General features: G+C 68.8%; 14 protein-coding genes. 7 read left to right on the top strand and 7 right to left on the bottom strand.

All coding sequences use genetic code 11. From position 1 onward, the window contains the following. Positions 1-45: 45 nt before the first annotated feature. Positions 46-1,068 (bottom strand): LLM class flavin-dependent oxidoreductase, encoded by a 1,023-nt coding sequence (locus NM2_RS37335; protein WP_067679447.1) that lies wholly within the window; start codon positions 1,066-1,068, stop codon positions 46-48. 17 nt (positions 1,069-1,085) lie between these two features. Further along, a complete protein-coding gene (locus NM2_RS52700) occupies positions 1,086-1,211 on the bottom strand; it encodes a hypothetical protein (protein WP_281182694.1) in 126 nt (41 codons plus the stop codon). Positions 1,212-1,545: 334 nt separating this feature from the next. Here NM2_RS52700 and NM2_RS37330 point away from each other — a divergent pair, with 334 nt between their 5' ends. Continuing rightward, a complete protein-coding gene (locus NM2_RS37330; protein ID WP_067679544.1) occupies positions 1,546-2,673 on the top strand; it encodes a CaiB/BaiF CoA transferase family protein in 1,128 nt (375 codons plus the stop codon). A 170-nt stretch (positions 2,674-2,843) separates the two neighbouring features. Here the strand turns inward: NM2_RS37330 and NM2_RS37325 are convergent, their stop codons facing one another. Beyond that, positions 2,844-3,302 carry a nuclear transport factor 2 family protein gene (locus NM2_RS37325; protein ID WP_067679444.1) on the bottom strand — a complete coding sequence of 153 codons (459 nt, stop codon included), beginning with the start codon at positions 3,300-3,302 and terminating at the stop codon, positions 2,844-2,846. 15 nt (positions 3,303-3,317) lie between these two features. Continuing rightward, on the bottom strand, positions 3,318-4,142 hold the full coding sequence (locus NM2_RS37320) for an SDR family NAD(P)-dependent oxidoreductase (RefSeq protein WP_174575731.1): 825 nt from the start codon (positions 4,140-4,142) through the stop codon (positions 3,318-3,320). Positions 4,143-4,270: 128 nt separating this feature from the next. Between NM2_RS37320 and NM2_RS37315 the strand changes: the two genes are divergently transcribed. Genes NM2_RS37315 through NM2_RS37305 form a run of 3 tightly spaced genes read left to right on the top strand, consistent with a single transcriptional unit; the run spans position 4,271 to position 6,616 of the window. After that, entirely contained in the window at positions 4,271-5,002 is a 732-nt protein-coding gene (locus tag NM2_RS37315; protein ID WP_067679441.1) for a FadR/GntR family transcriptional regulator, read from the top strand. Position 5,003: 1 nt separating this feature from the next. Beyond that, positions 5,004-5,423 (top strand): Zn-ribbon domain-containing OB-fold protein, encoded by a 420-nt coding sequence (locus NM2_RS37310; protein WP_067679438.1) that lies wholly within the window; start codon positions 5,004-5,006, stop codon positions 5,421-5,423. Positions 5,424-5,428: 5 nt separating this feature from the next. Beyond that, positions 5,429-6,616: a thiolase C-terminal domain-containing protein gene (locus NM2_RS37305; RefSeq protein ID WP_067679538.1), complete on the top strand. Its 1,188-nt coding sequence runs from the start codon at positions 5,429-5,431 to the stop codon at positions 6,614-6,616. A gap of 11 nt (positions 6,617-6,627) precedes the next feature. On the opposite strand, the gene NM2_RS37300 is transcribed toward NM2_RS37305, so the two are convergent. Continuing rightward, positions 6,628-7,404, bottom strand: a complete 777-nt coding sequence (locus NM2_RS37300) for an SDR family NAD(P)-dependent oxidoreductase (protein WP_067679435.1) — start codon at positions 7,402-7,404, stop codon at positions 6,628-6,630. Next, positions 7,397-8,608 carry an acetyl-CoA C-acetyltransferase gene (locus NM2_RS37295; protein WP_067679535.1) on the bottom strand — a complete coding sequence of 404 codons (1,212 nt, stop codon included), beginning with the start codon at positions 8,606-8,608 and terminating at the stop codon, positions 7,397-7,399. The genes NM2_RS37300 and NM2_RS37295 overlap by 8 nt, the downstream gene beginning before the upstream one ends. A 340-nt stretch (positions 8,609-8,948) precedes the next feature. Here NM2_RS37295 and NM2_RS37285 point away from each other — a divergent pair, with 340 nt between their 5' ends. From NM2_RS37285 to NM2_RS37275, 3 genes are read left to right on the top strand one after another with little or no spacing between them, the layout of a single operon-like run. Continuing rightward, the gene (locus NM2_RS37285; protein ID WP_067679429.1) at positions 8,949-9,740 is read left to right on the top strand and encodes an SDR family NAD(P)-dependent oxidoreductase; all 792 of its coding nucleotides are present in this window, start codon (positions 8,949-8,951) and stop codon (positions 9,738-9,740) included. Between the two features lie 57 nt (positions 9,741-9,797). Continuing rightward, positions 9,798-10,991: a CoA transferase gene (locus tag NM2_RS37280; RefSeq protein ID WP_067679426.1), complete on the top strand. Its 1,194-nt coding sequence runs from the start codon at positions 9,798-9,800 to the stop codon at positions 10,989-10,991. After that, positions 10,988-12,376 (top strand): amidohydrolase family protein, encoded by a 1,389-nt coding sequence (locus NM2_RS37275; RefSeq protein ID WP_067679423.1) that lies wholly within the window; start codon positions 10,988-10,990, stop codon positions 12,374-12,376. The genes NM2_RS37280 and NM2_RS37275 overlap by 4 nt, the downstream gene beginning before the upstream one ends. A gap of 29 nt (positions 12,377-12,405) precedes the next feature. Here the strand turns inward: NM2_RS37275 and NM2_RS37270 are convergent, their stop codons facing one another. Beyond that, positions 12,406-13,509: an acyl-CoA dehydrogenase family protein gene (locus tag NM2_RS37270; RefSeq protein ID WP_067679420.1), complete on the bottom strand. Its 1,104-nt coding sequence runs from the start codon at positions 13,507-13,509 to the stop codon at positions 12,406-12,408. Between the last annotated feature and the right edge of the window lie 18 nt (positions 13,510-13,527).

The raw sequence follows: 13,527 nt of genomic DNA, 5'->3' as shown, positions 1-13,527 counted from the left end.
CCGGTAGCCCGGGCGGTGGGTGAAAAATGTCTGTGGATGCCGCCGCTATGCGCGGCGTTCGCCGGCCGCGGGGCGGTAGCCCAGTTCGACGAGTCCGGGCAGCACCGCGGTTTCGAACAAGCGCAGGCTGCGCCAGCCCGCGTCCAGTGGCAGCCCGCCCATCAGCGGCTGAAAGACCAGTTCGGCGTCGGGTCCGAGTTTCTCGCAGAGCGCGAGACATTCCTCCGGCGTAACCACCCGGATGTTCGGGTCGGTCCGCAGTTCGGCCAGGTCCGCGGCGGGCTGGTAGGCGGTGGTGCCTATCCCCCGCTCACGAGCCCAGTTCGCGTTGGCGTTCGTTGTATACAGCACGTGCGGTGCGACGATCTCCCAATCGCGTGCCGGATCGTCGGACACGAACAGGAACAGTGGACCGCTCACCGGGCCGCGCGGCGGAACCGGCCGACCGAGCCGTTCACGCTCGGCGGCGTAGATCGCGTACAGCCGGTCCTTCTCGGATCCGGCCGGGCGGTATCCGTCACCGATCCTGGCCGCGCGCACCGCCGACGCCTCCGCCGAGCCGCCGACATAGAGTGGCGGCCCTTGCGGGCGCGCGGGACGAGGCCGGACCTTCACCCGCTGCCCGCGGAAGTCGAACTCCTCCCCGGTCCACGCCTGCCGCAGCACCTCGATGATCTCTTCCAGGATCCGCACACGCCGGCGACGGTCGACATCGAACATCCGATATTCCGAATCGCGGTAGCCGAGACCGAGGGTAACCTCGACCCGCCCGCCGCCGACCAGGTCGAGTGCGGCAAGGTCCTCGGCCAGCCGCAGCGGATGGTGCAGGACCGCGACGAGCGCGGACAGATGCACCCGCATCCAGCGGGTCCGGCCGAGCATCGCCGAGCCGAGGATCATCGGCGCGGCGCAGTACCCGTCGTCGGCGCCGTGGTGCTCGGCGAGGTAGACCGTCTCGAACCCGAGTTCGTCCGCCCAGGCTGCGTGATCCAGCGCCGCGGCGTACTGGTCGGGACTGCCGACCCCGATACCGGGCGCGCGCATGTCGTAGCGTAGAGCCAGCTTCATGTCACATTCCCGTTCGATCAGCGACCGGCGACCGGCTGCGCGGCCACCGAACCCACTGGTCGGGAACGGCCGACGCCCTGCTGCACGCCCGTGACACCGGCTGCGCGGGTCGTGTGGACGTATTGCTTGCCGATCGTGTTCATAGCTCACTCCTCAGGCCACGGCACGGGTGATGCCGACTCGCCGGGGCAGCATGCCGCCGCCGAGTCGTCCACGTACGTGACGAGCACCTCACTTCGCGGTGCTTTGCGAATTATAATTATCATGGATTTCCGGTTAGGACGAGACCGGGTAGCGGCAGATCCTCGCATATCCCCAGCGTGTGCCATGTCACTCGCAAATCCAGTAGAACCATAGCAACCATGCGCATGAATGTGTAGGGTTTTGCTCCGACTCGCCCACTGACCGCGGACGGCCCTCCGGCGCACCGCACTACCGCTGCAGTGGGTCGCGAGGACGACGTGTGAAAGGGAAATGATGACGGCCACCGAACCAGGAGCCCTGTCCGGAATCCGGATCGTCGACTTCAGTCGCGTACTCGCGGGTCCCTACGCGACCATGCTGCTGTCGGATTTCGGCGCGGAGGTGATCCGGCTCGAACGCCCGAACGTCGGCGACGACACGCGAGGCTGGGGGCCGCCGTGGCACGAGGGCGAGTCCACCTACTTCCTGGGCCTGAATCGGAACAAGACGTCGATCGGGTTCGATCTGACCAGCGAAGCGGACCGCGCCACGGCCCGGGAGCTGATCAGCGGCGCGGACGTCGTGGTCGAGAATTTCAAACCGGGGACGCTGGAGCGGTACGGGTTCGGCTACGAGCAACTCGCCGCCGAGCATCCCGCCCTGGTGTACTGCTCGGTGACCGGGTTCGGCTCCGGCAAGGGCGCACATCTGCCCGGCTACGACCTGATCGCGCAGGCCACCGGAGGGCTGATGAGCATCACCGGCCACCCGGAGACCGGCCCGGCCAAGGTCGGCGTCGCGATGGTCGACGCGATCACCGGATTGCACGCCGCGCTCGGCATCCAGACCGCGCTGATCCACCGGCTGCGCACCGGACACGGACAGCGAGTCGAGGTCAACCTGCTGTCCTCGGTACTGGCATCGCTGACGAATCAGGTATCCGGGCACATCCTGACCGGGAATGTGCCGGGCCTGATGGGCAACGCGCATCCGAGCGTCGCGCCGTATCAGCCGGTGAACACCGCCGACCGGCCCCTGGCCATCGCGGCCGCGAACGACAAGCAGTTCGCCGCCCTGTGCCGCGCGCTCGGCATCCCCGAACTGGCCCAGGATCCGCGCTACCGCACCAACACCGACCGGGTGGCCCACCGCGAGGAACTGATCGAGGAACTGGAGAGCGTCTTGCGCATCCGCGACGCGGACCACTGGTTCGAGGTCCTCGTCGACGCCGGTGTCCCGGCCGGGCCGATCAACGACATCGGCCAGGCCGTCGCGCTCGCGGAAAGCCTCGGTCTCGAGCCCGTGGTCCTGCCCACCGACGAGCCCGAAGGACACGGAGTTGCCCAGGTACGCAACCCGATTCGATTGTCCCGCACACCGGCCGCCTATCGGACCAACCCACCGAAGCTCCCGACTCGCTGAACCGGGCGGCGCGGGGCCGAGGTCGCGTCACTTCGGCGGCGATCACCGGCCCCGCGCCCGTCGACTTCAGCTACTACACATCGACCAGCCACCGGCCGGTCGCCACGGACCCTGCCGAGGCCACCGAGTGGTGGAGCCGCATCGCGTGACACCGCAACGCACCGTGGCGGCTACTCGTACGCCCAGCCGGTGGCCAGATCGGTACTCACCTCGACCGCCATGTTCTTCTCCGTGAAAAGCGGCCGGGGACCGCTGACGTCGACGATGTCGTCGTAACTGCCCCAGCCGATCACCGAACGTCCGGCGCCACGCCTGGTGAACAGGACCTGGGCCCGCACGCGCACCCGGGAATCACCGAGCCACGACGTGCGCGCATCGGCGACGAAATGCCGTTTGATCGACGGATCGGCGCGGAACGCCCATCCGAAGAATTCCCGAATCTCCGCACGGCCCTTCACCTTTCGTGACGGCGTGGTGAGCACGGCATCGGGCGCGAACAGCGCGGTCACCGTATCGGGCCGCGGATCGTCCAGGATTCGCGCATAGGCGTACAGGTGATCGCGCGCGATCTCGGCCGCTTCCAGCCGACGCACCCGCTCGCGCAGTTCGGCCAGTTCATCGTCGCTCATGACGGTCCTTCCGGCCTAGTCGATCGCCACCGAGTCGTGCACGCCGCGCCAGGCCATCGTCCCGCCGTCGACCGGGAGCGCGACGCCGGTGAGGAACGATGCCTCGTCGCTGGCCAGGAAACATGCCGTGCGCGCCACTTCCACCGGCAGGCCGAGCCGGGGAATGAGGTGCGTCCCGTACATCGATCGCGCCCGCGCGAGCTTGTCCGTCCCGGCGGCCAGATGCGCCTCGCTCATCGGCGTGCGGATCGACCCCGGGCAGTAGCAGTTCACCCGGACGTGTGGCGCCAGGTTCACCGCCGCCACCCGGGTCAACTGGATCACCGCGGACTTGGACACCCCGTAGGCCGGCATATGCGTACCGGCCAGGCCCGCGACCGACGCGGCGTTGACCACCGACGGCCCTCGCTCGGAGGCGCGCAGATGCGGAGCCGCGAACTTGATCGCCGACCACACCGCCTTGAGATTGATGTCCATCACCGTGTCCCAGACCTCTTCCGCGAGCGTTTCCACGCCGGTTCGATCCGGGTCGGTGAACATGTGATCGAGCACACCCGCGTTGTTGAACAGCGTGTCCAGGCCGCCCGCCCAGCCGGCGAACTCCTCGACCATCTCTCGAATATCGGTGGTGGAACGCAGATCCGCCCGCAGCTGCCGCACCTGTGCACCCGATTCGGCGACCAGCGACGCGGTCACATCCAGCTCCGCGGCGTCGATATCGGTGATGCCGATTCGGGCGGCGCCCTGCCGTGCCGCCTCGACGGCGAGTTCGCGGCCCATCCCCCGCGCCGCCCCGGTCACGAGGACTCTCTTGTCGCCCAGCAAATTTCCTACCTTCATCCGAGCGTCGGGAGGTTCGATCGCAGCGCTTGACACGCCGCCGATTCACGGCAATCTATACACATGAATAGCATTGAATGTAGGGTGTGGGAGCTACAAGCACAAGAGCCACACAGGGGAGACCGGACATGACCGCATTGGAACGACCGAAGAAGACCGCGCTGCTCGTGGCACAGCGCATAGTAGAGGACATCAACCGCCGCGGAAATCAGGTCGGTGATCGACTGCCCCCCGAGAAGGCGATGCTCGAGGATTACGACGTCGGGCGTGGCACGCTGCGAGAGTCGTTGCGGTTCCTCGAATTACAGGGCGTTATCACGCTCAAGCCCGGCCCCAGCGGCGGCCCGATCGTGCAGCAGCCGGACAGTTCCGCGCTGGCCACGTCACTCAGCTTGCTGTTGCAGTTCCAGCAGGCGCCGTTCCAGACGGTGATCGAGACCCGCGCCGCGCTGGAACCCCACATGGCCCGGCTCGCCGCCCAGCGGATGAGCGAGGAAGACGCCGCGAAACTGTTCGAGATCGTCGAGCTCGAACGGCAGAACCTCGACGACCACGCGGGGTTCCTGCGACAGACGCGGCGCTTCCACACGACCGTCGCGGAAGGTTCCGGCAACCTCATCTTCGCGGCGCTGTTCAACGCGCTGTTCGACATTCTCGACGGGGCCGCGGTCGGCGTGGAGTACCCGCCCAGGCAGCGGCGGCTGACCATCGACATCCAGTCCCAGATCGCCACCGCGATCGCCGAACACGATGCCGACCGCGCCGAGGAACTGATGGCCACGCAGATGCAGGCACTGGCCGCCTACACCCAAAAGCACTACGCCAAAGTGCTTGCGGCGCCCGTGATGTGGAAGATGTGAGATGACCTCGACGACCCGGCCGGTCCCCTTTCCCGACGACGTGACCGAAGGCTTCTGGGACAGCGTCCGCGCGCGCACGCTCCGCATCCAACGGTGCGGCGCCTGTTCGCGTTTCAACCACGCGCCCAGCCTCACCTGTCCCTCGTGCGGGAGCGAGAACCTGAGCTACGAGCCGGTCTCCGGCCGCGGCACCGTGTACAGCTACACCGTGCTGGACGATGCTCCCGGCCCCGGATTCGCCGAGTTGGTGCCGCTCGTTGTCGTCGTTGTGGAACTCGTGGAGCAGCCCGGACTGCTGATGGTGGCCAACCTGCTCGGCGCCACCGGGGCCGACGTGCGGATCGGCGCCGCGGTCACGGTGGAATTCGAAGAGATCTCCGAGGACTGTGTACTTCCGCAGTTCCGGTTGGCGGAAGTGTGAAGAAGATGTGGGAACTGCGGGACAAGGTCGCCGTCGCGGGTGTCGGATACAGCGAGCTCGGGCGGCGACTGCCGCGCACGCTGGCGGCTCTGACCGTAGAGGCGTGCGACCGTGCGCTCAGCGACGCGGGCCTCACCCGCGCGGACGTGGACGGAGTCGCCACGTCCCCGTCGATGCCGCGCTACGGCGGGATGAAGGGCACCGGCGAGGGGATCGATGTGCTCACGCCGTACCACCTTCCGGAGTTGCTCGGCATCCGGCCGCAGATCACCTGGACCGGATCCACCAACGCCATGGTGACGCAGAGCCTGATGGACGCGGCGATGGCGATCCACTCCGGGGTCTGCACACACGCGCTGGTCTACCGTTCGCTGCACGTGCCCAAGGGCCGGTACATCAACTACGACAGCGCGATCGCCGCGGGGCCCGACCAATTCCAGGCGCCCTTCGGCTTCAGTATGCCGCCGGCCTGGGCGGCGACCGTGCTGCGCCGATACCTCGATCTGAACGGGCTCACCCGAGCGGATCTGAGCCCCTTCATCGTGGCCAACCGGGACAACGCCCAGAAGAACCCGAACGCGTACTGGCGCGGGCAGCCGCTGTCCGCATCGGACTATTCGAACGCCCGCATGATCGCCGACCCGATGTCCATCCTGGACTGCGACATCCCGGTCGACGGCGCGGTGGCGCTCCTGCTCACCTCGGCGGAGCGGGCCCGGGATCTGCGGCAGCCACCGGCGCTGCTCACCGGATTCGCCGCCGGAACCCATACCGCGCCCACCGGTGCGGTGATGACGCTCGAGGACCTCGTCGAGGGCTCCGCGCAGATCGCGCGAACACTGTGGCGCACAAGCGGACTCGGCCCTGCCGATATCGACAACGCCCAGTTGTACGACGGATTCAGCGTTTTCGTGTTCACCTGGCTCGAGGGCATGGGCCTGGTGGGCCCCGGTGAGGCGGTGCCGTTCGCGCGCGACGGCCACACCGCGCTGACCGGCAAGCTCCCGGTCAACACGGGCGGCGGCGCGCTCGGCGAAGGTCGCCTGCACGGTATGACGCACCTCGCCGAGGCGGTTCTGCAGGTGACGGGCCGGGGCGGGGAACGCCAGGTACCCGGCGCGGCGCGCGCCCTGGTCACCGTCTCCAACGGCCTGTCGAAATCGACCGCGTTCGTGTTCAGCCGGGACCGCTGAGTCCGGCGCCCTCAGTGCCCGGCGAACCCGCCCTTGGCGAAGCTCGCCGGGCCCGGGGCGTGGGTGTACCCCGCGTCGACGAAAAGCTCTGTGCCGGTGACGAATCCGGAATCCTGGCCGGCCAGGAACGAGACCGCCCCGGCCACGTCCCCGGGGACACCCGGACGCCCCACCAGCGGGCTGGGCGCCATCGCCCGCGCCGCCGCGCCGAGATCGGCGGGATCCCCGGCGAGTACGGCGGCGGTCATCGGTGAGACGATCGCCCCGGGCACAACGGAATTGACCCGGATGCCGTAGTCGCGCACCTCGGCGGCGACCGATCGCACGAGCCCGGCGACGCCGGCCTTGGTCGCGCTGTACACGTGCGGGCCCACGCCGCCGACGACCCCGCCCGGGCTGGCCGTGACGATGATCGACCCGCGCCCGCGCGGACGCATCACGCGCACAGCGTGTTTCAGGCACAGCAGTGTCCCGCGCAGATTGACCGCGATCGTCCACTCGGCCTCGGCGGTGTCGGTCCGCTCGATCGGGCCCAGCGCGCCGAACACACCGGCGTTGGCGAAGAACACCTCGAGCGGTCCGGCACGGTCCACCAGCGCCTCGATATCGTCCTCGCGGGTCACGTCGGTGTGCACGAACTCGCCGCCCAGGCGCGCGGCCAGCGCACCCCCGGGCTCGGCCTGCACATCCGCGACCAGCACACGGAATCCGTCCGCGGCGAGCCGCTCGGCGCACGCCGCGCCGATCCCGCTCGCGCCGCCGGTGACGATCGCGACCCGGTCAGGCATGAGCGGAGGTGATCGAGGCCGCCATGCCCTGTCCGCCGCCGATGCACATCGTCAGCAGCGCGCGAGTGCCGCCGCGACGCCGCAACTCGTACAGCGCCGTGGTCAGCATGCGCACACCGGTGGCGCCGATCGGGTGGCCGAGCGAGATTCCGGAACCGTTGACGTTCAGCCGATCCCGGTCGTCCCAGCCCCAGCCGCGCAGGACGCCGAGCACCTGGCAGGCGAACGCCTCGTTGAGCTCGACCAGATCGAAGTCGTCGAAGCCGAATCCGGTGCGCGCGAACAGTTTCCGCACCGCCGCTACCGGACCCAGACCCATCAGCGCCGGATCGCATCCAGCGGCGGTCCAGCCGTCGAGAAAACCGATCGGCTCGAGGCCCAGCTCGTCCAGGCGATCCTCGGCCACGACCAGCACCGCCGCCGCGGCATCGTTCTGCTGGCTCGCATTGCCCGCGGTCACCACCCCGCCGGGTGTGACGGCACGCAGTTTCGCGAGGGATTCGGGGGTGGTATCCGGCCGGATCCCCTCGTCGCGAGCGAAAATCGTCACGTTACCCTTGCGGTCGGTGACCTCGACGGGAACGACCTCGGCATCGAATCGCCCGGCCTCCCACGCCTCGTGGGCGCGGCGGTGACTTTCCGCGGCGAGGATGTCGGACTCCGCGCGAGTGATCTCGTAACGGGCAGCGACGTTCTCGGCGGTTTCGATCATTCCGCTGATCGGTCCGAATCGCCATTCCGGTTGCGACCGCTCCCGACCACGCTCGAGTCGGTCGAACAGTTCCAGGCCACCGGCTCGAGTACCCCAGCGAGCCCCGGTCGTGTAGTGCTCGATATTGCTCATCGATTCCACGCCGCCCGCGACCACGACGTCGGCGGCGCAGGTCTGCACCATCATCGCGGCCGTCACCACCGCCTGCAGTCCGGTTCCGCAGCGGCGGTCGGTCTGCAATCCGGCCACCGAAACCGGCAGGCCCGCGTCCAGGGCGGCCCACCGGCCGATGCAGGGCGCCTCCGAATTCGCGTACGACTGCCCCATAGCGACATCCTCGATCCGTTCGGGATCGATTCCCGAGCGCGAGATCGTCTCGGCGAGCACAGTTTTCGCCAGCGTCACCGCCGGGACATCCTTCAGCGCGCCACCGAAGCGCCCGACCGCGGTGCGGACCGGAGCTACCAATGCCGCGCGTCTCGATACGGTCATCGCGGCCACAGCCCTTCGCGAGGCACGGGCTTGGCGATCACGTATCCGCCGTGGCTACGCACCGCGTCGAGGGCGATCTGCATCGCCCGCCCCGAGGCGTTCGGCGCTGTCATGGCCGGGAGAGTCTGTTCATCGTTCAGGTAATAGCTCACGCCCCACGCTTTCGTCGTACCGCGGGCTCGCCGAGCCCGACAAGGATGTTCACGGCCATCGTCAGCCAGGTGAAAGAAAATGTCAATCATGATAAACATTTACAGAGACATTGACGCCGGGAGATCGGTTCCGGCCTGGAGATTCACCGCCCGGTTCGCCTGAATCCACAGCTTCGAGAGGTAGCGCAATGAGCACGAATGGACGTTTGACCGGCAAGGTCGCACTGATCACCGGTGCGGGTTCGGGCCTGGGCCTGGCCTCGGCGGTCCGCTTCGCGGCCGAGGGCGCGGCCGTCGCCATCGTCGACCTCGACACCGCCGCGGCCACATCGGCCGCCGAGACGATGGTCGCGGCCGGCGGACGCGCACTGCCCGTCACCGCGAACATCACCTCCGACGCCGACGCGCGGCGGATGATCGCCGAAGTCCTCGCCGAGTTCGGCCAACTCGACGTCGTCTTCGCGAACGCCGGCATCAACGGCGCCGGCAACGCGGCCGACACCACCGAGGAGGAATGGGACAGGGTCATCGCGGTCAACCTCAAAGGGGTCTGGCTCACCTCGAAGTACGCACTCCCCCACCTGATCGAACGCCGAACGGGATCGATCATCAACCAGGCCAGCATGGGCGGCCTGATCGGACTGCCCGGGATCTTTCCCTACGCCGCGGCCAAGGGCGGCGTCATCGCGATGACCAAGCAGATGGCGGTCACGTACGGGCCGGACAACGTGCGCGTCAATGCGATCTGCCCCGGGACCATTCCGACCCCGCTGGTGTATCAATCGCGCGTCGACCGGGGCGCCGCCGCACCGGATGCGGACCAGGCCGCGCTCGACGCCGATGCCGCCGCCCGTTTCCCGCTGCGCCGCCTGGGCACCCCCGAGGATCTGGCCTCGATCGCGCTGTTCCTGGCCAGTGACGAGGCCGACTGGGTCACCGGTGGCATCTACACCGTCGACGGTGGCCGCAGCGCCTTCTGACCGGCATCCCCCTTCGATCCCTGCATATGATTATTAGCTCCCGGTAGGATCGACCGCGTGTCCGGCGCCTCGGGAGAAGTATCGCATCGCGTACGCGACTGGGCGGAGAGCGGTGTGCCGGCGCTCACCGGATACGCCGATGGCCCGCCGCTGATTCCTCCCGGATCAGCGGCGACCGTCGCCCGCCGCCATGCCGATCGGATCGCCGCTGCCACCGGCGGCCGGGTCCGGCTGGACGGGGCCCGGTTACTGTCCGAACGGGCCGCCTTCACCGGGTTCGGCCGCGGCGGAACCACGTCGGCCGGCCGGCACTGCCGCCTCCTGCCCACCGCCGACGGCTGGGCCGCGGTCAGCTGCGCACGACCCGACGATCCCGTCCTGCTCGGCGCACTGATCTGCCGCGATATCGACGACGATCCGTGGCCGCACGTATCCGACTGGCTCCGCACACACTCCGGAGCCGAACTGGCCGAGCGCGCGGAACTACTGGGAGTGGCCGCGGCACCCATCGCTCCGGCGCCCGCGGCCGCGCCGCAACCGCTGCACCCGCGTCCGGTGGACGGCCTGCGGGTGGTCGACTTCAGCGCGCTGTGGGCGGGCCCCCTGTGCGCGCATCTGCTCGGTCTGGCGGGAGCGCGCGTCATCAAGGTGGAGACGCCCACCCGACCCGACGGCGCGCGCCGCGGCGAGCCCGGCTTCTATCGGCTGCTGCACGCCGGTCACGAATCGGTCGTCCTGGACCCCGGCGATCCCGGGCAGCGCGGCGCGCTGGCCGATCTCGTCGCCTCCGCGGATATCGTGATCGAGGCCTCGCGCCCCCGCGCCCTCATCGGATTCGGGCTCGACGCACAGGGTTTCGCCGATTCCGGAGGTACCTGGATCTCGATCACCGCGCACGGGCGGGGCTCGAACCGGATCGGATTCGGCGACGACATCGCCGCGGGCGCGGGACTCGTCGCCCGCACCGGCGACGGCACACCCGTGTTCGTGGGCGACGCGATCGCGGACCCGCTGACCGGACTCACCGCGGCGGTCTTGGCGATGTCCGAGCCCGCCGACGGCTCCGGTCGCCTGTGGGACGTCGCGATGTCCTCGGTCGTCGCTGCGACACTCGATCCAGCGTCCGTCACCGAGTCGATCGACGAGGCGCAAATCATCACGCCGAGCCGCCGGGAGGTCACCGGCGACGCCCCTCCGAGCGGCCGCGACACGGACTCGGTTCTCGCCGAACTGGGCAGGCGGTTCGGATGACGAGTCTGCTGATTCGCGATGCCGAAGTGCGCGGAGTACGCACCGACGTCCTGCTGCGCGACGGACTGATCGCCTGCCTCGGAACACATCTGGACGCGCCCGGGGTCCCCGTGCTCGACGCGGGCGGCGGTGCGCTGCTGCCCGGCCTGCACGATCATCATCTGCATCTGCACGCGCTGGCGGCCGATACGAACTCCGTCCGCTGTGGTCCGCCGCAGGTCCGAACGGCCGCCGAACTCGCCGATGCGCTGGCCGCGGCGCCCGGCGACGGGTGGATCCGCGGGGTCGGCTACGTCGAGACCGTCGCCGGGATGCTCGATTCCGCCATGCTGGACACACTGCACCGTGAACGCCCGGTTCGCATCCAGCACCGCAGCGGCGCGATGTGGACGCTCAACTCGGTCGCGGCCCGCCTCGTCGGCCTGGATTCGGCGGCGGAGCCCGGCGTGGAACGGGACGGGGACGGCCGACCCACCGGCCGGATCTGGCGTGCGGACACCTGGCTCCGATCGCGACTGCCCGACACCGGTCCGCCCGACCTCACGGCGGTCGGCAGGCAACTGTCCCGGTACGGGATCACCGGAATCACCGATGCCACACCGGATCTCACTCCCCTGTCGCTCGCGGGTCTGATCGACGCGGCGACGTCGGGCGCGGTCCCGCAGCGACTGAATCTGCTCGGCGTGCCCCTCGGCCACACCTGCGATCCCGCCGTGACCGTCGGGCCGTACAAGATCGTCATCGCGGATTCGGATCTGCCCGATATCGACACGCTGGAAGCCGCCGTCCGGCGCGCGCACGATCTCGGCCGCCCCGTCGCGGTGCACTGCGTCAGCCGGGAGGCGCTGCTGATCCTGCTCGCCGTCTTAGATGCGACCGGCGCTGTCGCGGGCGACCGGATCGAACACGGCGCACTGATTCCGGCGGAGTCCATCGAGGTTGTGCGACGCCTCGGAATCACCGTGGTGACCCAGCCCGGTTTCATCGCCGACCGCGGCGACGACTATCTGCGTCGCGTCGAGGGCCGCGATCTGCCGGATCTGTACCGCTGCCGGAGCCTGTCCGAAGCCGGTGTGCGCCTTGCCCTTTCGAGCGACGCCCCGTACGGTCCGGCCGACCCCTGGCAGGTGGTCGCCGCGGCCGTCGCGCGACGAGCTCCCGGCGGCACTGTGCTCGGCGCGGATGAGACACTGCGGGCCCCCGTGGCTCTCGAACGTTATCTGACGCCCCTGTCCGATCCGGGCGGGCGGCCCCGCACCGTCGCGGCTGGCGCACCGGCCGATCTGGTGCTCCTGGAACACCCTGCCGCACAGGCATATTCGATGCCGGACAGTGCCGCGGTCCGCAGCACGATCATCGGCGGGCGAGTGGTGTACGAACAGTAGACGGCCCGGGATCACCGGGCCGTCCGATCTCAGATCCCGACGAGTTCGGCCAGCAGTTCGGTGTGCTGTGCGTGATTGCCGAGGATCGGTTCGATGGCCTTGGCGCGACGGAAATACAGATGCGGTTCCGCCTCCCAGGTGAACCCGATGCCGCCGTGCACCTGAATGTTCTGTGCCGCACAGAGAGTCAGGCATTCCGATGCCTGAGCCTTCGCCATCACCGCGACGCGCGGGAACTCGTCGTTGTCCTCATCCGCGCACATTGCCGCGTACATGACGGTCGCCTGCGCGGAATCGATCACGATGGCCATATCGGCGCACTTGTGCTTGATCGCCTGGAACGACCCGATCGGGCGATTGAACTGGATGCGCTGCTTCGCATAGTTCACCGCCATCTCCAGCACGGCCTCGCTCGCACCGAGTGCCTCGTTGGCGAGCAGCGTGCGCACGACGTTGACCACCCGGGCGATCGAATCCGGGTCGGCTCCCAGGAACTGTGCCTCGACACCGCTCAGCTCGATCGTCGCCACCGGCCGGGTCAGATCCAAAGATGTTCGCGCCGTGATGGTTACACCGTCCGCACGCGCATCCAGCACATACAGCGCCACCGCGTTACCGGCCGGAACCAGCGCCGGAACCACCAGCAGATCGGCCACATGCCCGAAGGCCACGTAGTCGAGCCGTCCGGTCAACCTGGGCGTCGCGGAATCACCCGACGCATGCACACGCGCGGAATCGATTGCGGTGTCATCGGATCCGCTCAGCGCCAGCGCGCCGATCGCGCTGCCGTCGACCAGTCTCGGCAGTAGTTCACGGCGCTGGATGTCGGTGCCGAGCCGCAGTACGGCCTCGATCGCCCCGGTCGTGGTCACCATCGGCACCGGGGTGAGAGCGCGGCCCAATTCCTGTGCCACGATCACGGTTTCGAGAAAGCTGAACCCGCCGCCACCGAACTCCTCCGCGACGTGCAGTCCCGGGACGCCCATATTCGACGCCAGCAGTCGCCAGGTGCCGGCATCGTGCGCGCCGTCGGCGATGATCTCGCGCACGCGGCTCATGGGGGCACGTTCGGTCAGGAGACGGCGAAGCGAACTCCGGAACTCCTCCTGGTCTTCGTCGAATGCGAAATACACGGTGTTGTCTTCCGTTCT

It is taken from the genome of Nocardia miyunensis NBRC 108239 (assembly GCF_001613065.1).
Classification (GTDB): domain Bacteria; phylum Actinomycetota; class Actinomycetes; order Mycobacteriales; family Mycobacteriaceae; genus Nocardia; species Nocardia miyunensis.
The sequence above is the reverse complement of the archived record's forward strand: the minus strand, read 5'-3'. Positions and strand labels throughout refer to the sequence as shown.